The organism is Alienimonas californiensis (genome assembly GCF_007743815.1).
Classification (GTDB): domain Bacteria; phylum Planctomycetota; class Planctomycetia; order Planctomycetales; family Planctomycetaceae; genus Alienimonas; species Alienimonas californiensis.
This window is the reverse complement of the sequence record NZ_CP036265.1, coordinates 1,628,991-1,651,889: the sequence shown is the minus strand read 5'-3', so window position 1 is coordinate 1,651,889 and position 22,899 is coordinate 1,628,991. Positions and strand designations below refer to the sequence as shown.

Genomic DNA, 22,899 nt, shown 5'->3' with positions numbered 1-22,899 from the left:
TTCAGGTTGGGCAGGATGGCGAGACTTCGCTACCTTTGCCAATCTTTGGCTTTTCGCGGAAGCCAAGCATCTTCATGGCTTTGCGTGGCACCGAGAGGGTAAGCGCCTCGATCTCCGACGAGATCCGACTATGCGCGAAGCCATAAGATGCCGCTAAGCAGTTCGCCCGACGCAGAACATTATTCTCAATGTCTGCTTTGGACAGGTCCTCCGCACATAAGGCGTCGTTGCAAACGCTCCAGTACGTCTGAATCATCGCGTCAGCACTTGGCCCGAGCGAAACGCCCTTCGAACGATGAAAGACAATGAGGGCATCGTGAAGTCCCAGCTTGAAAGAGTCTTCTGCTGTCAGCGACTCGCCCTTCTCCAAATCGGTTAGAACGCGATGATAGAACCGAATTCTCTCCTCGACCCCGGCGAGTACATCGTTGCGGCGCTGTAGCAATAGCTCGAATGACTTCAGCCTCAGCTGGCCTACGAAGGCAAAGTAGCCAGCCGCTATGGCAGCGATCACTGCCGCCCACGGTGCTAGGAGATTTAGGACTTCAGCCATTGCTAGTTTTCCGGCTCGTTGGATACGACGACTCCAGAACGACAGCGGTGCTGAAGCGGTTCACTTACTCTTTGTCATCTTCCTTCGGCTCCACCGTGCCGAACAAACACCCGCCCTTGGCGTCGTGCTGCCAGGTGCCGGCGTAGCGGGTTTGGCCGGAGCCGGTTTTGTGGACCAGCACGCGGGCGCTGAAGGTGCCCATGCCGGGGAGCGTCGTTTCCTCCAGCGTGATCACCGGGGTGTCGCCGGCCCAGAAGACCTTCACCGGCACCGGGACCGTCACGTCGTTCGCCCCGTATTTGATGCGGGCGGCGATCGTCCACAGGTCGTCCTTCACGTAGCTGACCTGGCCGATCTCGTAGCGCTCCTCCGGCAGCTTGTCCGGGGAGCCGTCGACGGAGAACCGGCCGTCCAGCGTGGCGCCGGTCATCAGGGCGGCGAAGGCGTCCCGGCGGGCCGCGGCGGCGGGGCCGTCCTGCGGGTCGGCCAGCAGGGTCATGTCCTGCGGGGTGCGGGTCACGGGCAACTGGTCGACCGCCGGCGGGTCGGCGGGCGGTTGATCCGGGCCGGCGGGGAGGCAGGCGAGCAGCACGCAGGTCAGGGCGTTCATCGGATCTCTTTCCTCCGAACCGGGCGGGGCGAGTCGGACGGGCAGGGTTGGGACGGGGGGGAGGCCGGATCATACTCGCCGCCGACCGCCCGCCCGACCCCCGCCGGCTCGCCCCCGTGAAACTCCTCCTCCTCATGCGGCACGCTCACGCCGAGGACCGCGCGGCGACCGACTTCGACCGCCCGCTGTCGGACCGCGGGCTGGCGGAGGCGGACGCCGTCGGCGACGCCCTCGCCGAAGCGAACCTCCTGCCGGACGTCGTGCTCGCCTCCCCGGCGCTGCGGACGGCGACCACCGCCCAGCGGGTCGCCGCCCGCCTGCCCGGCGCCCCGCCGGTACAGACCGTGCCGACGCTCTATTGCGCCGGCATCGCGGAGCACCGGGCGGCCCTGCAGACCTGCGGGAACGCCGACGCCGTGCTGCTGATCGCCCACAACCCCGGCGTCGCCGATCATCTGGCCGAACTGGGCGGCGTCCCGATCCCCTGTCCGCCGGCGACCTGCGTGGCGTTCGAGATTCCCGTGGACGACTGGGCGAACCTCGGCCCGCACGTCGAGGCGACCGAGGTGCGACGCGTGGGGGGATAGCCGTTCGGGTTCCTCGTCCCCCCTCGCCCCCCTTTTGGGGGAGAGGGGCCGGGGGTGAGGGGGCAGTGACGTCCGGACGCTGTTAAGGGTCCGGCGCTCGGCATTGGCAGCCCGAGGCGCGAGCCGAGGCGTGGGAACATCGCCGCATCACCCGGCCTCGCTTGCGCTTCGGGCTCACACTCTCTGAACGGGGGCGGACGAACCGTGCGTCACCCTCACCCCCGGCCCCTCTCCCTCAAGGGAGGGGGGGGGAAGAGCGCAGCGACGCTCACCCCGCGGCGGGGATTTTGTGGGGCCGTTTGCGGCCGGGGGTCCAGACGGCGGCGAGCTGGGTGACGACGCTCAGGCCGATCGCCCAGGGCAGGCCCCACTGGACCGGCACGCCGAAGATCAGGCAGGCGCCCAGGCCCAGCACACCGGTCAGCAGCACGGTGCGGAGCCGCAGCCGCTTGGGGCGGTAGCCGTCCGCGTGCCGCCACCAGCGCCGCAGGCCCAGCAGCGTCGTGAAGAAGCCCACGAAGGCGATCGCCGTCAGCGGCCCGCGTTCGGCGACCGCCGCGTAGACCAGCGAATTGCGTTCGATCGGCACGTCGATCAGCAGCGCCTCGCTCACGCCCCACGCCGCCAGCCCGACGGCCGCCCCCACACCGAACAGCGGGTAGCGGCGGAGCCATTTGCGGGGGGAGTTCGCATCGAACCGGCCCTCGGACAGCTTGCTGCACAGCAGCACGCCCCAACTGGCCAGCGCCGTGACGAGGCCGAACAGCGCCGCCTCCGGCACCGTCTGCACGGCGTCGGTGAGGAACACCAGCCCGGCGACCGCGGCGCTGAGGGCGCCGGCGACCGCGGCGGAGCCGGCGAACTCCGTCGCCCGCCGCCAGCCGGACAGGCTGCGCACGTCCTCCGGGTCCAACGGCACCGGCCGCGGCTGCGGGCGGGGCCGCGGCGGGGGGGCGGCGACGCGGACCGGGACGGCGCCGACGCGGCGGCGGTATTCCTGCGACGGCTGGGCGGGGTCCGGCCGGTAGGCGGCCCGGTCCTGCTGCGCCCGCAGGCGGGCGTTCTCCCGGTCGTGCCGTTCGTCGTCGCGGCGGGCGGCGGCGGCCTCCCCGCCGGCCAGCCATTTCACCAGCCGGAACACCCCGTAGCCCAGCGCCGCGAGGATCGCCAGCTCCCACGCCGACGCCGCGATCCCCCGGGTCAGCCGCGGGGCGGACGCGATCAGGATGATCGCCGCGATGACGATCCAGGAGATCACGGAGCTCCGCTTGGCGAGCCGGACCTCCGCCTCCTGCCGTTCGACGTCGCTCCTCTCCCGATCGCGGCGGCGTTCGGCCTGCTCCTCGGCCCGCTGCCGGGCGTGCAGGTCGGCCCAAACGGCGTCTGCATAAGGGATTTCGTCCCCGTCGGTGACCGGCACGCGGACCGCGGCGGGGCGGGGCGGCGGCGCGTCGAACGCGGCGTCGTCCAGATCGTGCGGTCGGTCCGCCGACCGATGGGCGCCGTGGCCGCGGACGGCGGCGCGGAACTCGCGTTCCAACTCGCCCACGCTGCGGGTACGTTTTTCGGGGTCTTTATGCAGCGCCCGGGCGAACACCGGCTTGAGCGCCGGCGGCAGCGGGGAGAGGTCCGGCGGGGCGGACAGGTGCTTCATGAGAATCTCGGCGGGCGTCTCCCCGTCGAAGGGCACCGTGCCGGTGTACATCTCGAACAGCATCACGGCGAGGGCGTACAGATCGACGCCCCGGCCGTATTTCCCCCGGGCGATCTCCGGCGCCATGTAATAGACGGTGCCGACGCTTTTGGTGTGCTCGCTGCCGCGGCTCTCGGAGATGAACTTCGACAGGCCGACGTCGCCGATTTTGACCGTGCCGCCCTCGGCGAAGATGTTCGCCGGCTTCAAATCGCGGTGCACCAGGCCGCGTTCGTGCAGGAAGGTCAGGCCGGCGGTCAGGCCGCGAAGCCAGTGTTCAATTTCCTCCACCGGCAGCTTGCCGCGGTCCTCCAGCACGTCGGCGAGCCGCGGCCCGCCGGCGTATTCCATCAGCACCCACCAGTCGCCCGACCCGTCCCGCTTAATGTCGTAGATCGTGATCAGGTTGGGGTGATTGAGATTTAAACAGGCGTTCGCCCCCCGCAGTTCGATCTCGGTGTGTTGATGAAGCAGCTTCATCGCCACCTCCTTGCCGCCGTCGCTCAGCCCGTAATACACCTCGCCGAACCCGCCGCGGTGGATCGCCCGTTTGAGGGTGTAGCCCTCCAGCGGACGGCTCTCCGGCGGATGGGCGAAGCGCCCGCCGCTGTGGGGCTGGGAGCTCATGGGGGCGGCGCCGGGGGGACGGGTGGCGGAGGGGTCGAACTGGGTCTCGGCGGCGTTCGTGACGGGAACGTTCTGAACGGCGGCGTTCGCAGCGGCGTCGGACGGGCGGGGCATCGTGCGGGCCGTGGGGAGACGCGGGGAGCGAAACGGGGCGGGATCGGAACGAACGTCGGACGCCGGGCGGCGGATCAGGGTTCCCGGGAATCAGGAGTCCCGGAAAGGGGGTCCGACGGTGCTTCGCGGCGGACGGGCGAATCTTGGCGACAATCCGGGCGTCGCTTGCGGATTCGCGGGACCGGAGCCCGTTCGGGCCCCGCGAAACCGCAAGCGTCCGGGGCGAGATCGGCTCGGGTCCTCCCGCCTCATTGTCCGTACTCCCGCAGGCGTTCGGGGCGGCGGAGGAAGAAATACACCGCCCCGCCCCACGGCGGGGTCAGCAGCACGGCGTAGGCCCACAGCAACTTGCCCCAGCCGTCGTTGGGTTCGTGCCGCAACACGTCCGCCAGCAGCCAGCCCTGCAATCCGGCCAGCAGCACGACGACCACGACGGCCAGCAGCACGACCAGCAGCCCCACCAGACTGAGGAAGAACGACATCGGCGACGCCTGCGGGAGGTGAGGAGTGCGGGGGAACGACGGCCGGTCCGCCGGGGGGGGCTCACCCGGCCGGCAGGGCTTCGAGCCGCAGCGAGACGCCCCCGCCGGTCAGCACGTCGCCCGCCGCGGCCGGGCGCCATTCTAACGCCGCCGCCCCGCCCGCGGGCGCAGCGGTCTCGCCCGGCTCCGCAACAGACGGCGGCTCCGCCCCGCGGACCTGCCAGCCGTTCGGCCCGGCACGAAACAGCAGTTGGCCGGTCGCCCCCCGCACGCGGACGTGGCAGTCCGTGCCGCCGCCCACGATCACCGGCCCCGCGGCGATCACCGCGTGCTCCAGTCGCACCGGCCCCCTGCCCGGCGCCGGGCGGTGGGAGCTGTCGATCCGCACCGCCGCCGCGGCCGACAGCGGGTTGGGCGTCGTCACCGTGCCCCGCACCGCCCCGTCGCGGCCCAGCGTGAAGGCGCCGCCGGCTTTCAGGGCGGTCAGTGCGCCGTTCTCCTCCAGCGCCCAGCCCTCGCCGGCCCGCACGACCGCCGCCTGCACCGGCGCCAACGGCGCCGCCAACGCCAGATCGGCCCGCTCTTCCCCCCCGTCCCCGGAGCGTCTGGGCGGCCCGCCGAGCGTCAGCCGATCCCCCGGCCGCAACAGCACGGCCCCGAGGGCGTCGACCCAGGCGATCAGGGGGGGGGCGGGCATGGAGATTGAGCGGGAAGAAATGGAACCGCGACCGTTAGGGAGCCGGCCCGGGCGAGTTGCGGCCGCAGGGAGCCGGCTCCCTGACGGTCGCGGTTCCAATCGTCTCATGCAACAAACCCCGCCCGCGCGGGGAGCGCGGGCGGGGCGACGGTTAGAACGTGATCCGGTAGAACGCGATCCGGGTTCAGGCTTCGTCGCCGCCGAGCTTCTTCGCCGGGGCGCCGAACAGGGCGTCGTAGCGGGCGGCGGCGTCTTCGGCGGCGGCGCCCTCCTTGACGATCTCGCTGACCGGCACGGCGCCGTCCCAGGTGCGGCCGTCCTCGTCCAGCATCCGTTCGCGGACGCTCAGTTCGTCGTCGATCCGCTGGATCAGGTCGCGGGTGTCCGACAAGGCGGTGTCGTCGATCTCGACGCCGGCGATCGTCTCGCGGGCCTGCACCATCTGGAGCTTCGCCTCGAGCTGTTCGATCTGCACCTCCAGCTGACCGCGGGCGTCCAGCATGGCGTCCAGCTTCCGCTCGTTGGCGGCGAGGGTCTGCTGCTGGGCCGTCAGCAGGGCCTCCTTGTGGCCGAGCGTCGTCTTCGCGGTCTCGTAGGTGGTGAGGCGGGCGGCGAGGTCCCGTTTCATATCGGACTCGCCGATCGTCCGGCCGGCGTAGTGCAGGTCGCCGGAGCCGATCTTGTCCCGCAGGAAGGCCATTTCGCGGGCCTGCTCGTCGAGGGCGACGGTGCGGCGGTCGAGGTCGGACTTGAGGCGTTCGACGGCGATCTGCTGCTCCGCGACGACCCGCTTGGCGGCGGAGACGGCGGGGTCCAGTTCCGTCAGCTTCTGACGGGCCGCCTTGATCTCGAAGGAGACCGGCACCGCGTCCCGCACGCCGGCCCGGGCTTCCTGGGCGGCGGTCTTGGCGAAGGTGAAGAAGTCGGTTCCGAAAGCGAGGGCGCCCAGACCCAGCGTCAGGGCGGTCCCGAGGAGGGCCTTGCGAATCATCGGTGTGCCTTTCAGGCGATGTGAGCAGTACGACATGACAGGCTTCGGAGAGAAGCGGGGGGGCGGGAAACGCCCCGCACAAAGAGTTCTTCGCGGCCGAGCCCCCGATCTTGGCGGGCTGTCGGAAGAATCTCGGATTTTCCCGACGAGCCCTGTGACCGGCTAAACTGCGGGCATGAACGCCGCCTCGCCCGCCGTCTTCGACTTGCCCCCCGAGATCGCCGCGGCCTTGGACGCCCGGCGCGAGGTGCTGGTCCGTCATCCCGGCACCGGAGCGCAGTTGCGGTTGGTGCCGGAACCGAAGGGGGCGAGCGACGAGGAGACGAACGACGAACCGTTCGACGGCTACCGCAGCGGCAAGACGCTGGAGGAGTCCGTGCGGGCCGGGCTGGCTCAAGCCGACGCCGGACTCGGCATGACGACGGAGGAGGTGCGGGCGGAGATGGCTCGTCGTCATCCCGAGCTGCGGAACCGCTGATGGCTTATACGATCCGGCACATGCCGGAGTTCTTGGAGGAACTTGACGCCCAGTGGACCGTCTTGTTGGCCCGCCGCGGGGCCGCCCATGCGAACGCGTGGCACGACGCGGCGTTGAACAAGGCGGACGAGTTGATCGACATGCCGGAAGCCCACGCCCTCTGCCTTGACCCACGGGTGCAGGGATTCGGTTTGAGAGAGGCCTATTTCGGCGCCGGCGAAACGGAGACCCACCGCCTGATCTTCCGCGTTCGCGGCGCCGCGGTAGAGATTCTTACTGTCCGCGGCTTCGCCCAGCCGGACCTCACCCCCGGCGACCTCTAACCCCTCATTCCCCCAGCAGAAACGCCGCGACCTTGGCCCGGCGTTCCGCGTGCCAGTCGCGGGGGAAGTGGCGGTCGCCGGGGAACTCCTCCGCCCAGACCGGCCAGCCGGCGGACTGGGCCGCGGCGGTCCAGCGGGCCAGCAGCGCCTCGCCGCCCTCCTCGTCGCCGAGGAACATCGCCACCGGCCGGGGGCGGCCCGCGTCCAGCCCCGCCCCCCCGTTCAGCGTCGCCGGGTCGTAGGCTCCCGTCGGCCGGCCGGCCGGGCTCAGGGCGACCGCCCCGGCGTAAACGTCCGGGTGACGGGCCGTCAGCGCCGCCGCGTGGTTCGCCCCCTGCGAGAACCCCATCAGCACGACCCGGGAGACGTCCGCGACGGTGCCCAGCCCCGGGTCCTTCAGGATCGCCCGCAACTGCCGATCGACCGCGGCGTAGGCGGTCGCCTCGTCGGCGGGCCAGAGGAACCCGCCGTTCGCCGTCGGCAGCGAGCCGGGCACGGCGACCGCCGCCCAACCCAGCTCCGCCCAGCCCATCGCTTCCCGGGCGTAGCTCTCATGGCTGTCGCCCGTGCCGTGCAGGATGAGGATCACCGGCGGCTTCGCCCCCCCGCCGGCGTGCGGGGCCGGGCCGCTTCCCGGGCGCTCCGCCTCCGGCAGGTCTGCGGCGGTGAGGTAGAAGGGCGTGCCGACCCGCCGGGCCGCCTGCTTGAGGTAGCGCCGGCGGATCTCCCGCAGGCGGTCCGGGAAGGCGGCCTCCTCCCGCAGCGCCCCCAGTTCGGCGTCGGCGCGGGCGATCGGGTAGTCCGCGTAGCCCAGTTCCACCGCCCGCTCGAATGCCGTGCGGGCGGCGTCGGCGTTGCCGGCGAGGGCCTCGTTGCAGGCCAGTTGATAGGCGGCCTGGGCGAACGCCGGGTCCTGCTTCAACGCCAGTTCGTAGGCGGTGCGGGCGAGGTCGTACCGGCCGGACGCCTTCAGGGTGTCGGCCCGCTCCAACATCGTCTGCCCCGGGGACGCCGCCCCCTCGTCGATCCACTGATAGTTCCTCAGCGAGACCGGCGACTTCGCCGCGGGAACCGGCACCGCCCACGCCGCGGCGTGCGGGTCGAACGGGGCGTCGTCCGCCGCGGGATCGACCGCCGCGTCGCCGCCGAGGTCCGCCGGGGCCGGCTTCGAATCGCACCCCGCCCACGTCCCCAACCCGACGAGCAGCAGCGCCGCGGCGACGAACGAACGGACGGAACGAAGCACGGGCGAATCCCAGGAGGAACGATCCTCCGCAGGCTACCCGCCCCGCCGCCCGCCGTCTTGCCGCGACCCGGCCGGCCCTTTAGTTTGCGGTCTCCTTATACCAACCCGCCGCCCGCCGGGCGGCCCCCCGACGTGTCGTCCCGTCGCTTCGCCCCTCGCCTGACGCGCGGGGAGTATTGGATTCTGAACTCGCTGGTCGAGCACAGTCACTCTCTTTGTGGGTACGGCTACCCGGACCGTTATCTCTGGCTGCTCTTCAACCGTCAGCCGCACGGGCTGTCGGAGGACGAACTCGTCCTGACCCTGCTCGGACTGTTCAACGCCGGCTGGATTGAAGGCGAAGTCGACGGGGAGACGACGACCCCGTTCGTGCCTGACGGAACCACCATCCGAGCGGCGTTGCAGTCGGAATTCGACCACAGCGACCCGGACTGGCCGCGGCTCCTTCACGCCGCGACGCCGCCGATTCATCTCCGTCTGACTTCAGAGGGCGGCGCTGTCTGGGAAGCCTTCGCCGAGCCGCGGTGGGAGGACTTCATCGACGATTTCTCGGACTCGAACGAGCCCTTGGAGAATCGCACCGTGCGGGCGACCCGCCGTGATCACGGCCGCCAATACCTCCGCTGCTGGGCGGAACGGGATCGGTTCGACCCGGACGCGGTCGTCTGGAAGCCGGTCTCGCCCTTTCCCGCGACCTACTGGAAGACGCTGCCGGTCGGGTTCGAGGCTCAGTTTCGCTGTGCTCCGCAGCACGCCTCAGGCCGAATGGCTGCCGCTGAGTTTGAACGAATCGACGCGTTGACCGATCGCGCCCTGCACTGTGCCGACCGCTTCCGCCGCTGGCGGGCGTGGGAGTGAGCACGACGGCACGTCCCGCGAAGCGTCCCGGACCCTCGCAGGGTCCGGGACGCGGCCGGTCGCTCCGTCGCCGGGCTCCCCGTACGACAACCCCCCTTGTCCGGCCCCGCGGCGGCGACCTACGGTGACAGGCTTATTCTTCGCCCCGATCGGTCCCCGCCCGTGTTCCACCGCACCGCCTCCGCCGCGGCGTCGGGGATCGCGGCGCTCGGGCTGCTGATCGTCGCGGCCCCGGCGGTCGGGGGGGAACTCGAAGACCGCTACCACGCCGGGCTGTTGGAACGCGGGCTGTTCGGCGTCGCGGAGGGGGCGAGCCTGCGGACGCTCCGCGATCCGCTCTCGACGCCCACCGCCGAACAGACCGCCGCGGTGCGGTTGGCGGCGGCCCTCGCGGAGCACGCCCGCTACACCGACGGTCCCGAGCGCGACGCCCTGCTGGCCCGCGCCGCCGAGGCCCTCGCCGACGTTCGGCAACGCCACCCGGAACTGCCCGCGGTCCGCACGGACCTCGCCCACGCCCTGCTCGACGCCGCCGACGCCCTCCGCCGCGGCCGCGACGCCCTGCCGGAGTTGCGGCCGACCCGCGAACAAACCGACGCCGCCGGCGCCGCCCTCCGGGCCGTCGACGCCCGGCTGGAGGCGCTGCACACGACGCTCGAAGACCGCCGCCGCGACCTCACCCGCGGCCGCAGCCGGGACGTCGAACCGCTGACCGCCGAGGAACTGGTCGACCTGACGGAGCGGGCCGCCCTCGCCCTCGCGGAGCTGCGCCTCATCCGGGCGGAGCTGACTCCAGAGCAACGCCCCCGCCAGAGTCTGTCGGAGTCCGCGGAGGCGTTCGCCCTGCCGATCCGCCGGGTGGACTCCGCGGCGAAGCGTTCGGTACTGCTCGCGGACTCCCGCAGACTCTCCGTCGACTCCCGCGGGGCCGCCGAAGCCTTGGCGGGCGTCGCGGGGCCGCGGGGCGACGCGGCGGTCGCGGCGTCACTGCGGCTGCGCCTGGACACGGCCGGCCCCGGGGAGGCCGCCGCCCGCGTGGCGACGCTGCGGGGGGACGAGCGCACGCCCACGGTATTGGGGCCGGAAACGGAGTTCGTCGCCGCGGTCGCACTGGCCCGCTTGGCGGCGGAGGCCCGCGCGGCGGAGCGGGGGGACCTCGCCGATCGGCTGCTCGCCCGGTTGCGGCGGGACGCGGACCGGGCCGTCGCCGTCCACGGCGGGCCATGGGCGGCCCGGGCGGCGCGGATCGCGGACCTTGCCGGTCGCGCCGCCGGGCTGCCGCCGGCGGTCGCCGCCGCGGTGGAACGGGCGGACGCGCTAGAGGCCGCCGGTGCTCCCGACGCTCCCGCCGCCCGGCTCGCGGCCGCCCGGCTCGCGCTGGCGGCGGGCGTCGCCCCGGACGTGTTGCTGCCGTTGATCGAACGGGCCGCGACGGCGTCCCGGGATGACATGGTTGAATTGCTGTCCGAAGCCCTGACGGACGCGGAGCCGTCGGCGGGGGCGGCGTCGGCCCATTTGCAGCTCTGCTCCCTGCTGGCGGAGCGGTTCGAACGACGCCCCACCCCCGCCGCCCACCGGGCGTTGGCCGACGCCCTGAACGACCACCGCGCCCGCTTCGCCGCGTTCCCCACCGCCGCCGCCGCGACCTGGCGGCTGGCCCGGCACGAGGAAGTCCGCGATCAACGTTCCCAAGCCCTGCCGCTGTACCGCGAGCTGCTGGACGACCCGGTCCGCGGTCCCGCCGCCGCCGCCGGGCTGGCCCGCTGTTATGAGGGGATTCTCACTTGGCTGAGCGAACAGGAAACCGAGGCCCGGGCCACGGGGGAACCGACGATCGCCCTCGCCCGGCGCCGGCAACGCACGGAACGCCGGGCCGCGGCGGTGGAGGAACTGGTGCCGCTGGTCGCCGCCTCCTTGGACGCCGACGCCAAGGCCGACGCCCCCCCGCTGGTCGCCGCGGCCCGGGTCGAACTGCAACTGCGGACCGCCCGCGTGCTGCTGGACGGGGACGAGCCGACGGCGGCGCTCATGCCGGCCGATGCCGACGTCGCCGATCGGCTGCTGACCGCGGTGCGGGCGGCGGCGGGGCCGCGGACCAAAGACGACCCGCGGGCGGCGTTCTGGCGGGCCGCTCACCGGGAGGCGACGGCCCGCGGAGCGGTGACGGCGGCCCGGCGGGGCCGGTTCGCGGAGGCCGCCCGGCTGGCCGCGGCGGTCCCGGACGACGCCGCGGCGCTGCTGACGATCTCCGCCGGCTGGGAGGACGCGGCCCGGTCCCCTTCCGGCGGAACCGCCCCCCCGGCGTTCGCGGCGGCCCGGTCGGCGTTGGCGGAGCGGTTGCTGAGCCTGTCGCTGTCGGACGACGAACGCCGCACGGTGCGGGTGCGGGGGGCGGCGGCGCTGCTGGACCGCGGGGAGCCGACCGCCGCGGCGACCGAGCTGCTGGCGGTGTTGGAAGCCGGGCACGACCCGCAAATCGCCGAACTGGCCGCCCAGGCGGTCGCGGCGAGCCGTTCCCCGGAGGTGGCCGCCGCCGCGTTGGCGGCGTGGCGGCAGGCGGAGGCGGCGGAAACGGACGGCTCCGCGGGCTGGCTGACCGCCCGGGCCCGCCGTATCGCCGGCCTGCACGCCGCCGGCCGCACCGACGAGGCGGCCCGGCTGCTGGCCGTCACCCGCCTGCTGCACCCGGGCCTGCCGCAGGCCGACCCCGCCGCCCGCCGCCGCTTCGCCGCCCTGGGCCGGGCCCTGGGCGAACCGACCGGCGTCGCCCGCGGCCTCCCCCCGGGCGACGCCCGCCGCCCCGCCCCGCCACGGTGGTGAGCGGGGTTCCGCTCGAAGATCGTGAGCCCGAAGCGCAAGCGAGGCCGGGTGAGGCTGCCCTGCGTGCACGTCTCGGCTGGCGCCTCGGGCTGCCAATCCTGAGCGCCGGACCGTGAACGGCGTTCGCAACTCACCGCCCCCTCACCCCCGGCCCCTCTCCCCCAAAAGGGGGGCGAGGGGGATCCGAGTCCAGGCGCGTGACGTTTGGCTGGGGCGGGGGGCAGAATGGGGGCGGTCCGCGGTCCGACGTGAACGAGCCTCCCCGCATGACAGCGTTCCCCCTGCCCCGCACGTTGGCGGTTGTGGACACCCACACCGCCGGGGAGCCCACGCGGGTCCTCCTCGATCTGGACGGCGCCCGGTTTCCGACGCTGGCGACCGGAGCCGCGGTCGAGCGGCGGGCGCGGTTCGCCGCGGAGTTCGACGCCCTCCGCAAAGCCGTCGTGGAGGAACCGCGGGGGCACGAGGCGGTCGTCGGGGCGGTCGTGCTGCCGCCGGCGGAGGCGGGCAGCGTCGCGGCGGTCGTGTTCTTTAATAATCGCGGGCCGCTGGGGATGTGCGGACACGGGACCGCCGGCGTCGCCGTCGCCCTGGCCCACGCGGGGGCGATCGACCCGGGGACGCATCGTCTGGACACCCCCGCCGGCCCGGTGCCGTTCACGCTGCACGACGACCGCCGGACCGTGACCCTCACCAACGTGCCCTCGTTCCGATACGCCTCGGGCGTGGAAGTAGACGTCGGCCGCGGGGGGCGGTCGCAGCTCGTCGTCGGCGACGTGGCCTGGGGCGGGAACTGGTTTTTCCTCGCCGACGCCGCCGGCCGGGCGCTGGAACCGGGGAACCTGGGCTCCCTGCTGCACGCCACCAAGCGGATCAAGGCGATGCTCGCCGAACAGGGCGTGACCGGCGCCGACGGGGCGGAGATTGACCATGTCGAACTGTGTGGCCCGCCCGCCGACCCGGCGAACAGCGGCCGGAACTTCGTGCTCTGCCCCGGCGGGGCCTACGATCGCAGCCCCTGCGGCACGGGCACGAGCGCCAAGCTGGCCTGCCTCGCCGCGGACGGGAAGCTCGCCCCGGGGGAGGTCTGGCGGCAGGAGAGCGTGATCGGCAGCCTGTTCGAGGCCTCCTATCAACCCGGCCCGCCGACCGCCGACGGCACGCCGACGGTCCGCCCCGCCCTCACCGCGACCGCCTTCGTGACCGGCGAGAACCTGCTGCACTTCGACGCGGCCGATCCCTTCCGCGGCGGGTTCGTCTGAGTTCGTCTAAGATCGCGCCCCCGGGAGGGCTCGCTCCCGGCGCCCCGTCCCCCACGGTTCGCCGCCGCGGCGTTGCCTGTGATGTCTGATGTGATGCCCGAAGCGCCCCCGGTGGTCATTATTGGCGGTGGCGTCGTGGGCGCCGCCTGCGCCCATTACCTGGCGGAGGCCGGGCGCCGGGTGACGATTCTGGAGCGGGACCGCTTCGGGGCGGCGTGCTCGCACGGGAACTGCGGGTTGCTCTCGCCCAGCCACGTGCTGCCGCCCGCCGGGCCGGGGGTGTTCGCGGAGGCGATGCGGAACCTGTTCCAGAAGGACGCCCCGCTGCGGGTCGCCCCGCGGTGGGACCCGCGGCTGTGGCGCTGGCTGCTGGCCTTCGCCGCCCGCTGCAACGAATCCGCCGCGGTGGAGGCCGGCCGGGGGCTCGGCCCGCTGCTGGCCTCCTCCCGCTCGCTGTACGACGACCTCGGCGGGACGCTGGACTGCGAGTTCGAACCCCGCGGTCTGCTGATCGCCTTCCGCGAAGCCGCGGCCCACGCGGGCTACGCCAAGACCGACGCGCTGCTCGCGGAGCGGTTCGACCTGCCCGCCCGCCGCCTGGAGGGCGCGGCGCTGCGGGAGTTCGAACCGGCGTTGAAGCCCGAGGTCGCCGGCGGCTGGTTCTACGAGGAGGACGCCCACCTGCGGCCGGACGCCCTGATGAAAAGCTGGCGGGCGGCGCTGACGGACCGCGGGGTGACGATCCGTGAGGGCGTCTCCGTGACCGGCTTCCGCGTCGAGGACGGCCGGGTGCGGGGGGTTCAATACACGTCGGATAAGGGCGCCGGCGAGGAGCCCGCGAGCGCCGCGGTGGTCGCCGCCGGGGCGTTGACGCCGGACTTTCAGCAGGCCCTGGGCCTGTATGTGCCGGTGGCGCCGGGCAAGGGGTATTCAATGACCCTGCACCTGGACGAGCACGGTCTGGACCCCGCCGCGGCGCCGCGGATGCCGTTGTTGTTGCCGGAGGTGCGGGTAGCCGTCACCCCGCACGCCGGCGGCCCGGTGCGGGGGGAGGACGGGGTCCGTCGCCCGGCGGCGCTGCGGCTGGGCAGCATCATGGAGTTCGCCGGCTACGACCCCTCGATCGCCCGCCGCCGGCTGGCCCTGCTGACCCGCGGGGCCTCCCGGTTCCTCAACGTCCCCGCCGAGCCGCCGGCGGACGACCACCCCACCGGCGACAACCGCTGGGCCGGCTGGCGCCCGATGACGCCGGACGGCGTCCCGCTGATCGGCAAGGTCCCCGGCGGCCGTGGGCAGCGGGCGGAGAACCTGTTCGTCGCCGCCGGACACAACATGCTCGGCCTGTCGCTGGCCCCCGGCACCGGCCGCCTGATCGCCGAACTGGTCACCGGCGCCGAGCCGCACGTCGACCCGGCCCCCTACGCCCCGGGGCGGTTTTCGCGGGGGTGAGGGCGACGCACGGTTCACCCGCGTCCGCTCCGAGAGAGTGAGCCCGAAGCGCAAGCGAGGCCGGGTGATCCTGCCATGCCTGCACACCTCGGCTGGCGCCTCGGGCTGCCGATCCTGAACGCCGAACCGTGAACGGCGATCGGGCGCCGTTGCCCCCTCACCCCCGGCCCCTCTCCCCAAAGTTGCCCCCTCACCCCCGGCCCCTCTCCCCCAAAAGGGGGCGAGGGGGGAACGACGACGGCGTGAACTGCGGGTCCTCTCGGCGGTCGGCGGGGGGAAAGGGGAGTTTCGATGCCCGCCGCCGCCGAGCCCGTCGTCCGGTTGGCGGTCGTGTGCGCGGCGTTGTGGCTGGCGGCGAAGGGCTGGGCGGTCGCCGTCGGACCCGCCCGGGGGCCGTGGCGGCGGGAGGCGCTCTGGTGGCTCTGGCCGGGGTTGGAGCGGCGGCGGTTCCTGTTCGGAACGGCCGAGCCGCTGGCGGAGGGCGAGTGGCTCCGCGGGGCGGCGTTCACGCTGCTGGGGGCGGGACTGTTTCTGCTCGGCGGGCGGCTGACGGAACAGGGCGAACCGCTGATCGGCGGGCTGTGCGCGGCGGTGGGGTTCGTCTTCGGGCTGCACTTCGGGGCGTTTCATCTGCTCGCCCTCCTGCTCCGGCGGGGCGGGATCGATGCGGAACCGCTGATGAACCGCCCGCTGAGCGCCGCCACGCTGGCGGAGTTCTGGGGTCGGCGCTGGAACACCGCCTTCGCGCGGCTGACGCATGACGCCGTCTTCCTCCCGCTGGCCCGGCGATGCTCACCGGGGGTCGCGTTGTGGGCGGGGTTCGCCCTCAGCGGGGCGGTGCACGAGGCGGCGCTGACCCTGCCGGTTTATGACGTGCCGGGCGTGTTCTACGGCGGGCCGTTTCTCTATTTCCTATTACAGGGCGCCGGGGTGACGCTCGAACGGCGACTGCGGAAAGCCGGGCGCTTGAACGGTGTGACGAACCGCTTATACGCCGCGGCGTGGCTGATTCTCCCGACGCCCCTGCTGGTCTCCGAGGCGTTCCTCACGGAGGCCGCCGGGCCGGCGGCGGCGTTCACGCTCTCCGTGATCGGACGTTGAGCAGACGTGCTTCCCCCCTCCACCAACCCGAAGCGTCAGCGAGGGCGTCGGCCGCAGGCCGACGTGCTGCGCACGCCGGCTCCCTCGCTGACGCTTCGGGTTGGTGATCTGCGTGAACCGACTTCGACCACGATTGTAAAATGACTCTCGAAACCTGTGTGCGGCTGGCGGGGATCGGCCAGTTGGGCATCTTAATTGCCTCGGCCCTGGTGCCGTTTCGGTTGGAATGGAAGACGGCCCTCGGCGGTTTGCCGGGGCTGCATCGGCAGATGTATTGGACCTACGCCCTCTATACGTTCGGCACGATTCTGGCGTTCGGGTTGATCGCCGCGGGGCTGCCGGGGGAGTTGGCCGCCGGCACCCCGCTGGCCCGGGCGGTGTGCGGCTACCTGGCGCTGTTCTGGGGGGCGCGGCTCTGTTTACTGGGCGCCTTCGACGTGCAGGAACACCTCACCGCCTGGTGGCTGACGGCGGGGTACGTCCTGCTGAACGTCCTGTTCGTCGCCCTGTTCCTGATCTACGGGGCGGCCGCGACGCTGTGAGCAGCGGGGCGGGCGACTTCGATATGAGCCCGAAGCGCAAGCGAGGGTCGGAGCCGTCCACCCTCGCTTGCGCTTCGGGCTCACAGAGAAACCGCGACGCTGCGCGGGGCGATGCCCTACTCGGCGACCGGCGCGTTGGGGCGGTCGGTGACGTCTTCGACGGTGCCGACGCTGCGGATCGGGTGGCGGCCGTCGAAGCCCTCGGCGAATTCGACGATGGACCGCCAAGCGACGTGCCGCACGGCGCCGTCCGGCCGGACGATGCGATGGTTGGCCTCGTAGCGGCCGCCGGTGTGCGGGCTCAGGGAGCGACCGATCGCCACGCAGATCGGTTCGCGGTCCTCGGGGTGAAACAGCTCCAGCACCTCCGCCAGCGGGCGCTCGTCCGGAGTGTCGTCGGGCAGGCCGAAGATGCGTTTGGTGGCGCCGTCCCAGCGGACCGCGTCGGTGCGGGCGTCGAAGTCGAAGGTTCCCAGACCGGCGGCGGCGAGGGCGCCGCGACCGCGTTCGATCTCCGCGGCGAGGCGGGCCCGTTCGCTCATCTCCTCGGTCACGTCCCGCAGCACGCCCACGCTCCGCCGCGGCGTGCCGTCCGGGCTGAACTGATACTCTCCCGTGGCCCGCACCCACCGCAACGCCCCGTCCGGCCGGATGATCCGGTGCAGCACGTCGGTCGACAGCGGGGGCGGCGCGACGGCGGACGCCGGGTCGTCGCCCGGTGCGCCCGCGGCGGACGTCCGCTCCGCGAGAAAGCGGGCGGCGTGGCGGTCGGCGTCCAGCCGGGCGGCGTACAGCTTGGGCCAGTCCAGCGGATGCACCCGCGCCCGCAACTGCACCGTGGTGGGCGGGGCGTCGAACCCGCCGTAGATCTTCAGCGCGTGCGCCGACCACGCCGTGGCGCCGGCCATCAGATCGAAGTCGTAGACCCCCATCCCGGCCGCCACGACCGCATCATGCGACGCCTCGGGCGGCGCCACCGCGGTCTTTGCCCGGCCGTCGTTCATTCGGTCTCGTCTGAAGGTGTCTGTGATCGCGCGGCCGCCGGCCTTGGCAGGCGAGCGGGGAGGCGCGGCGTCCGACTGGGCGGCCCGGTCCGTCGGGAGCGGCAGCATGACAGAGGAAAGATCGTACCGTGAGGATCGACGAGGAGGACTTTACGCGACGGCAAAACTTCGGGAAACCGAAGTTTCGTCCGCCGGCCGCGGCGGTTCGTCCAGCGGCGAACCGGCCAGCGGCGAACCGGTTAGTGGTAGTCCGGCCAGCGGCGCCAGGCGAGGTCCCAGTTCGTCCACAGGTGCATCAGACTTAACAATAAACGCACTTTGGCGACGTGAGCCTGCGACAGCGCCGGGCCCTCCTCCGGGTTCGCCCGGGCGGCGGCGGCGAGGCCCCACTGCTCCCCCAGCGCCTTGCACAGCCCGTCCGCCGACAGGTCCTCCGGCGGGGCGTCGCCCGTCGTCGACGGCTCGGCGCGTTCGTCCGGGTCCTCCGTCAGACCGGCGTCGAAGGCGGCGGCGAACAGGGCGAACAACTGGTCCCGGTACGGCACGACCTCCGGCGGCCGGGTCTTCTTTTCACACTCCTCCAGCACCGCCCTGACCTGAGCGAGGATCTCCTCCGCAAAGTGCGGATCGTCCGCGGCGGGCAGCGGGAACGGTTCGGAGGCGTTGGAGAGCGAATCGGACATGCGGGCGAGTGTATCGGCAAGACCCCGCCGCGTAACGCTTCCCTCACGCGGAGGCCCCGCGGGGCCTCCGCGTTACGGCGTCGCGTCCGCGGCGCCCGTCGCCGGGGCTGTTCCCTCCGGGGCGGGGAACGCCGGCTCGCCGCGGACGACGCGGTCCACGGCGGCGTCGAGGAACCGCAGGGCCGGCGGCAGTTCGGACAGCCCCCGCCCGTTCCCCCCCTGCACCGGAGGTCCGAGCAGGTCGTACCAGTCGCCGTACTTCGCCACGGTCACGTCGCGCAGGGCGTCGACGCCCACGGGGACCAGCAGCGTGAACCCGACGTTCGGGTACGTCGCGACCTCCGCGGAGTGCGGCTTGAAGTGAATCCGGTCCCGCAGCGCCGTCTGCCGGGCCGGGTCGAACGCCGGGGCGAGCGTCGCCCAGAACTCCCGCTCCCACCGTTCGGCTTGGGCGTCGAGGCTCGGGAAGCGGAACTGCACCGCCCCGTCCTCCCGTCGCTCCGCGGTCACGCCGGCGGCGATCGCCTCGCCCCACTGGCGGCGGACGGCGTTGGCGGCGTCGGTCAGCACGATGGCCTGGGCGTCCGTCAGCCCGAGGACCCGCCGGTCTTCGGCGGGCACGCTCAGCCGGCCGTACCACGGGTCGTTCGGACTGCGATGCAGCTCGAACACCGGGCCGGTGTACGTTTCCAGACCGGTCGGCGCCGGATTCGATTGGACGTCGGCGGCGGCCTGGCGGGCCTCCTCGGCGGCGGGGTCCGGGAACGCCGGTTCGCCCCGCTTGACCCGCTCCAGCGCCCCCTCGAGGAACCGCAGCCGGGGCGGCAGGGTGCGGGCGGGGGTCTCCGCCGATTTCGCGGGGATGTGCTGGCGGCCGGTCGCATAAATCGTGTCGTACCACTCCCCCTGCCGGCCCAGCGTGATCTGCGTGGTGTACGTCCCGACCGGCAACAGCGAGGTTTCGGTGGGGTTCGGCTCGACGACGCTAGACGGCATATCGTTGCCGAACATCAGTCGCTTCCGCAGGGCCGTCTGCTGGGGAACGCTCAGCAGCGGGTCGACCTCGTCGTAGAACTCCCGCTCCCACCGCTGCTCCCGCTGAAAGAGGTCCGGGAAGCGGAAGGTGACGGAGCCGACCTCGTTGACGGTCGCCGTCGCCTCCGCGGCCACCAGCGCGGCCCACTCGCGGCGGACGCGGTTGGCGGCGGCCTCCAGCCCCTCGACCTGCCCCGGGTTCAGCTTCAATCCGTCGACCCAACTGGGGGTGAGCCGCAGCCGGGCATACCAGGGCAGGTTGTTCGCCCGGTCCACCTCGGCGAACACCCGCCAGGACAGGTGGCGGGCGAGGTCCGGCATGGCGGTTTGGTGCGTGCCGTCCGCGGATTGGCCGACCACGACGTTCGCGAAGGCGTCCGCGGTCGATCCTTCCTCAACCCGCTGGCTCCGGTGGGTCCCGTGGGAGACGGCCCCGTCGGTCTCCAGGTGCGGCGACGTCCACCACCACAGGGCGGCCAGCAGCACGACCGTCGCGGCGCACACGGCGGCGACCGTCTCCCCCCACTGCCGGCGGCCGGTCTCCGGATCGACCCGCGGACGGAACACCCGACTCAGCCCGGCGCCGGTGTCGTGCGGAGCGCCGGGGGGCGGTTCGGGTCGCATCGGCGGGGGAACCGGGCCGCGGCTGAGCCGGCTGAGCTTCACCCACAACAGCACGGCGAGACCCAGCCCGATCACGCCGCCGGTGACGGAGGCGAGGGCGACGTTCAGATCCTGTTCGCCCTGCGTCAGCCCGGCGGCACCGTCGAACTCCCAGTACCACACGCTGATCCCCCCGCCGAAGGCCGCGGCGAACGTCCCGACGATCAGGGCCGCGGGCACCAGCCAGGTGCAGAATACCGCCAGCCGGCGGCCGCGGACCGGCGGGTCGTCGCCGCGGGCCCGTGAGGTCCGCACCTGCCGCACCGCCGCCCAGCCCAGCAGCGGGACGGTCAGCGGGGCGGCGACCGCCGCGCAGCTCAGGGCGAACAGAAAGAGCAGCACGAGCGGGGGCACGTCGTTCGGCCCCGGGGTCGTTTCCACCGTGACGATCCAGCTGAGCCCCGCCGCGGGGATCGTCAGCAGCCAGACCGCCGCCCAGATCGCCGGTCGGCTCAGCCCGCCGGGCAGGGTGCGGACGATCGGCCAGCGGCTGACGATCCCCACGACCGCCCCGACGCCGCCCAGCGTTTCGCCCCGCTCCGAACGCCAGCCCCAGCCCGGCGGCCACCAGATCGGCGCCGTCTGCCGCCGCAGCGTCACCCACCCCGCCGCCGCCAGCCCGAACGGCGCGCCCCACAGCGGGACCTCATCCCCCCCGAACAGGATCGCCAGCGGCAGGGCGATGAAGGCGGTCGCCGCGGCGGTCCACAGGGCGGTGACGAGGCAATCCCACACGTCGACCAGCCAGACGGCGGAGTCGATCTGCACCCATTGTCCGTCGCTCGCCTCCCAGGCGTTCGACGCGAACCAGCGTTGCCAGGCCGTCGACGGCCGCTCGGTCGGTCGAACCGACAGCAGCATCCCCCCGACCCCCCGCACGCCGCCGCCGAGCATCGCGCACAGCAGCCCGACGACCAGCGGATCGTCCGCTCTCGGTCCGTAGTGGAAGGGGCTGGCGACGACCAGCGCCACGCCCAGCGCCAGCGCCGCCCCGGCCAGACCCACCAGTAGGGAGGCGACGACCCGCAGGTTCCGCCGCACCTCCGCGGCCCGGCGGGCGTCGGGGGCGTTCGGGATGGCCCGCGCCGCCGGGTCAGCGTGCTGAGGAACCGCCGTCGCCGGCCGCGGCGACGCGGGCGGGGGATCGGGAACCGGGTCGAGCGGCGGGCGGTCGTACCAGCCCCACACGCCGGGCCACCAGGTGGGCGGCTTGGTTCCCGCTGCGGTTTGCCACACGGCGAGGCCCACCGCCACGAGGCCGCCGCCCAGCGATCCGGCGTAGGCATCCGTCTCGAGCACCCTCAACGCCAGCCCGGATCCCGTGCCCGCCGCCGTCGGCAACCAGGCGGCCCCCAGCAGATCCCGCAATGCGGGGCCGAAGAACCGCCCGGCGCCGCCGGGGTCGTCCGCCCGCCGCGCTCGCTCCGCGACGGCGAACGTCAGGTGAAACAGCGTCCCGAGGAGCGCGGCGATCGTGCCTAAGGCGACCAGTTCCTCCCAGGCGGGACCGCTGGCGAGGAACAGGGCGACCAACACGCAGGTCGCTCCGCCGACCGCCGCCAACCCGCCCGCCGCGGCCAGCGCCCCGGCCCCCGCCCGCTGGCCGTACCCGCCCCCCGCACGGAGCGGCGCCGCCCCGCCGAGCGTCACCCGCACATTGCCGGAGGGCGCGCCGCCTAACGGCGACGGCGAATCAGGCGAACCGGGCGAGGGGGAGAGATCGAGGTCGCCGATCTGCGGGGTCGCCGGGTCGTTGGGCAGGCCCAGGCTGTCCACCGCGGCCCGCACGTCGGAGACGCTTTGATACCGCTTCGCCGGCTCCCCCTCCAACGCCTTGAGGACGATGTCGTCCAGGCGGACGTCGGGATCGCCCTTCCCCTTGAAGAACCGCGAGGGCGGGGCGAAGCGGCCCAGTGGCAGTTCGCCGGTCAGCAGTTCGTAGAAGACCACGCCGAGGGAATAAATGTCCGCCCGGTGGTCCACGTCCCGCGTGCCGCGCATCTGCTCCGGCGCCATATAGTGCGGCGTGCCCATCGCCTGCCGTGTGCCGGTGAGGGTCCACGGCGTGCCGGTCGCCAGATCTTCGCCGCGGCCGAGCTTCGCCAGGCCGAAGTCCGCGATTTTGACCGTCCCGCGGCCGTCGTCGCCCTTCGGATCCAGCAGAATGTTCTCCGGCTTCACGTCCCGGTGCACGATCCCGCGGGCGTGGGCGAACTGCAGCGCGGCGCAGATCTGTCGCACGATTTCCAACGCCTTCGCCGGGGCCACCGGCCCGCCCCCGTCGTCCGCGGCACGCTGCATGACGTCCCGCAGGTTCGCCCCGTCGACGTATTCCATCAGGAAATAAAAGAGCCCCTCCCGCGGCTCCCCATTGGGGCCGGGCGGCGGGGTCGTCTGGCCGAAGTCGTATACCTGCACGATGTGCGGATGGTTCAGCCGGGCCAGCGTGCGGGCCTCACGCAGGAACCGCTCCGCGAAGGCGTCGTCGCGGCCGACCTCCGGCGGGAGCACCTTCAACGCGACCACCCGGTCCAGCTTCGCCTGCCGGGCCTTGTAGACCGCCCCCATCCCCCCGCGGCCGAGCATCGCCTGCAAATCGAGGTCGGGGAAGTGCTCCGCCAGTTCCTCCAACCCCGGCGCCACGAACCGCCCCGGGGCGCCCGCCGTCGCGGACCCCAGCTGCGACATCAACCCGCCCGACAGCAAACACCGCGGGCACAGCCCCGCCGGCGCGTCCGCCGGCAACGCGGAGCGACACTGCGGGCACCGCTTCCCCGGCGTCGGCTCCGTCGCTCCCGCGTCGTCCGGCCCCGGTTCGGTCGGCCCCGGGTCGGTCGGCCCCGGGTCGGTGGGCGAGGCGCCCGCGGGGTCGGTGAGCGGGGCGGCCGGGGGTGCGGTCGGATCGAGCGACATCTCCGGGGTCGAAGCGGCGGCGGACATGGGCGGGGGGCGAGCGAGCGGGACGGATCACCAACGGATTACGGAACCGCGGCCCAAGGTTACGCGAAATCCGCGCGGCCCGGCGGAATCGCCGACGACGGGCCGCTATCCTCCCCCCGCCCGCCCCCAAATACGTCCCCC

19 protein-coding genes are annotated in these 22,899 nt (G+C 73.0%); 9 read left to right on the top strand and 10 right to left on the bottom strand.

The genetic code is table 11. The features are described 5' to 3' along the window. Window position 1: 1 nt before the first annotated feature. Both CA12_RS06335 and CA12_RS06330 read right to left on the bottom strand, forming a co-directional pair. Window positions 2-553 (bottom strand): hypothetical protein, encoded by a 552-nt coding sequence (locus CA12_RS06335; protein WP_145358019.1) that lies wholly within the window; start codon window positions 551-553, stop codon window positions 2-4. Window positions 554-617: 64 nt separating this feature from the next. Continuing rightward, window positions 618-1,163: a hypothetical protein gene (locus CA12_RS06330; RefSeq protein ID WP_207622161.1), complete on the bottom strand. Its 546-nt coding sequence runs from the start codon at window positions 1,161-1,163 to the stop codon at window positions 618-620. Between the two features lie 116 nt (window positions 1,164-1,279). On the opposite strand from CA12_RS06330, the gene CA12_RS06325 reads away from it, so the two are divergent. Continuing rightward, the gene (locus CA12_RS06325; protein ID WP_145358018.1) at window positions 1,280-1,750 is read left to right on the top strand and encodes a SixA phosphatase family protein; all 471 of its coding nucleotides are present in this window, start codon (window positions 1,280-1,282) and stop codon (window positions 1,748-1,750) included. A gap of 268 nt (window positions 1,751-2,018) precedes the next feature. Here CA12_RS06325 and CA12_RS06320 read toward each other — a convergent pair whose 3' ends face one another. The 4 genes from CA12_RS06320 to CA12_RS06305 form a co-directional block, all read right to left on the bottom strand. Further along, window positions 2,019-4,184 (bottom strand): serine/threonine-protein kinase, encoded by a 2,166-nt coding sequence (locus CA12_RS06320; protein ID WP_145358017.1) that lies wholly within the window; start codon window positions 4,182-4,184, stop codon window positions 2,019-2,021. 248 nt (window positions 4,185-4,432) lie between these two features. Beyond that, window positions 4,433-4,666, bottom strand: coding sequence for a PLDc N-terminal domain-containing protein (locus tag CA12_RS06315; RefSeq protein WP_145358016.1), 234 nt, complete (start codon window positions 4,664-4,666; stop codon window positions 4,433-4,435). 61 nt (window positions 4,667-4,727) lie between these two features. Next, entirely contained in the window at window positions 4,728-5,363 is a 636-nt protein-coding gene (locus CA12_RS06310) for a hypothetical protein (protein ID WP_145358015.1), read from the bottom strand. A gap of 184 nt (window positions 5,364-5,547) precedes the next feature. Continuing rightward, window positions 5,548-6,390, bottom strand: coding sequence for a hypothetical protein (locus tag CA12_RS06305; protein ID WP_145358014.1), 843 nt, complete (start codon window positions 6,388-6,390; stop codon window positions 5,548-5,550). A gap of 139 nt (window positions 6,391-6,529) precedes the next feature. On the opposite strand from CA12_RS06305, the gene CA12_RS06300 reads away from it, so the two are divergent. Next, a complete protein-coding gene (locus CA12_RS06300; protein ID WP_145358013.1) occupies window positions 6,530-6,832 on the top strand; it encodes a hypothetical protein in 303 nt (100 codons plus the stop codon). Continuing rightward, window positions 6,832-7,155 carry a type II toxin-antitoxin system RelE/ParE family toxin gene (locus CA12_RS06295; protein WP_145358012.1) on the top strand — a complete coding sequence of 108 codons (324 nt, stop codon included), beginning with the start codon at window positions 6,832-6,834 and terminating at the stop codon, window positions 7,153-7,155. The genes CA12_RS06300 and CA12_RS06295 overlap by 1 nt, the downstream gene beginning before the upstream one ends. A gap of 4 nt (window positions 7,156-7,159) precedes the next feature. Here the strand turns inward: CA12_RS06295 and CA12_RS06290 are convergent, their stop codons facing one another. Continuing rightward, entirely contained in the window at window positions 7,160-8,401 is a 1,242-nt protein-coding gene (locus CA12_RS06290) for a hypothetical protein (protein ID WP_145358011.1), read from the bottom strand. Window positions 8,402-8,533: 132 nt separating this feature from the next. On the opposite strand from CA12_RS06290, the gene CA12_RS06285 reads away from it, so the two are divergent. From CA12_RS06285 to CA12_RS06260, 6 genes are all read left to right on the top strand, one after another. Then, window positions 8,534-9,259, top strand: a complete 726-nt coding sequence (locus CA12_RS06285; protein WP_145358010.1) for a hypothetical protein — start codon at window positions 8,534-8,536, stop codon at window positions 9,257-9,259. Between the two features lie 162 nt (window positions 9,260-9,421). Beyond that, entirely contained in the window at window positions 9,422-12,079 is a 2,658-nt protein-coding gene (locus CA12_RS06280) for a hypothetical protein (protein WP_145358009.1), read from the top strand. A gap of 266 nt (window positions 12,080-12,345) precedes the next feature. After that, window positions 12,346-13,341 (top strand): proline racemase family protein, encoded by a 996-nt coding sequence (locus CA12_RS06275; protein WP_145358008.1) that lies wholly within the window; start codon window positions 12,346-12,348, stop codon window positions 13,339-13,341. Window positions 13,342-13,434: 93 nt separating this feature from the next. Beyond that, a complete protein-coding gene (locus tag CA12_RS06270; RefSeq protein WP_145358007.1) occupies window positions 13,435-14,790 on the top strand; it encodes an NAD(P)/FAD-dependent oxidoreductase in 1,356 nt (451 codons plus the stop codon). A 291-nt stretch (window positions 14,791-15,081) separates the two neighbouring features. Beyond that, window positions 15,082-15,891, top strand: a complete 810-nt coding sequence (locus tag CA12_RS06265; protein ID WP_145358006.1) for an MBOAT family protein — start codon at window positions 15,082-15,084, stop codon at window positions 15,889-15,891. A gap of 140 nt (window positions 15,892-16,031) precedes the next feature. After that, window positions 16,032-16,433 (top strand): hypothetical protein, encoded by a 402-nt coding sequence (locus tag CA12_RS06260; protein WP_145358005.1) that lies wholly within the window; start codon window positions 16,032-16,034, stop codon window positions 16,431-16,433. A 116-nt stretch (window positions 16,434-16,549) separates the two neighbouring features. Here CA12_RS06260 and CA12_RS06255 read toward each other — a convergent pair whose 3' ends face one another. From CA12_RS06255 to CA12_RS22430, 3 genes are all read right to left on the bottom strand, one after another. Next, entirely contained in the window at window positions 16,550-17,545 is a 996-nt protein-coding gene (locus CA12_RS06255) for a PAS domain-containing protein (protein WP_145358004.1), read from the bottom strand. A gap of 131 nt (window positions 17,546-17,676) precedes the next feature. Then, a complete protein-coding gene (locus CA12_RS06250; RefSeq protein WP_145358003.1) occupies window positions 17,677-18,120 on the bottom strand; it encodes a hypothetical protein in 444 nt (147 codons plus the stop codon). Window positions 18,121-18,192: 72 nt separating this feature from the next. After that, complete coding sequence (locus tag CA12_RS22430) at window positions 18,193-22,758, bottom strand: serine/threonine-protein kinase (RefSeq protein ID WP_207622160.1); 4,566 nt, start codon at window positions 22,756-22,758, stop codon at window positions 18,193-18,195. Between the last annotated feature and the right edge of the window lie 141 nt (window positions 22,759-22,899).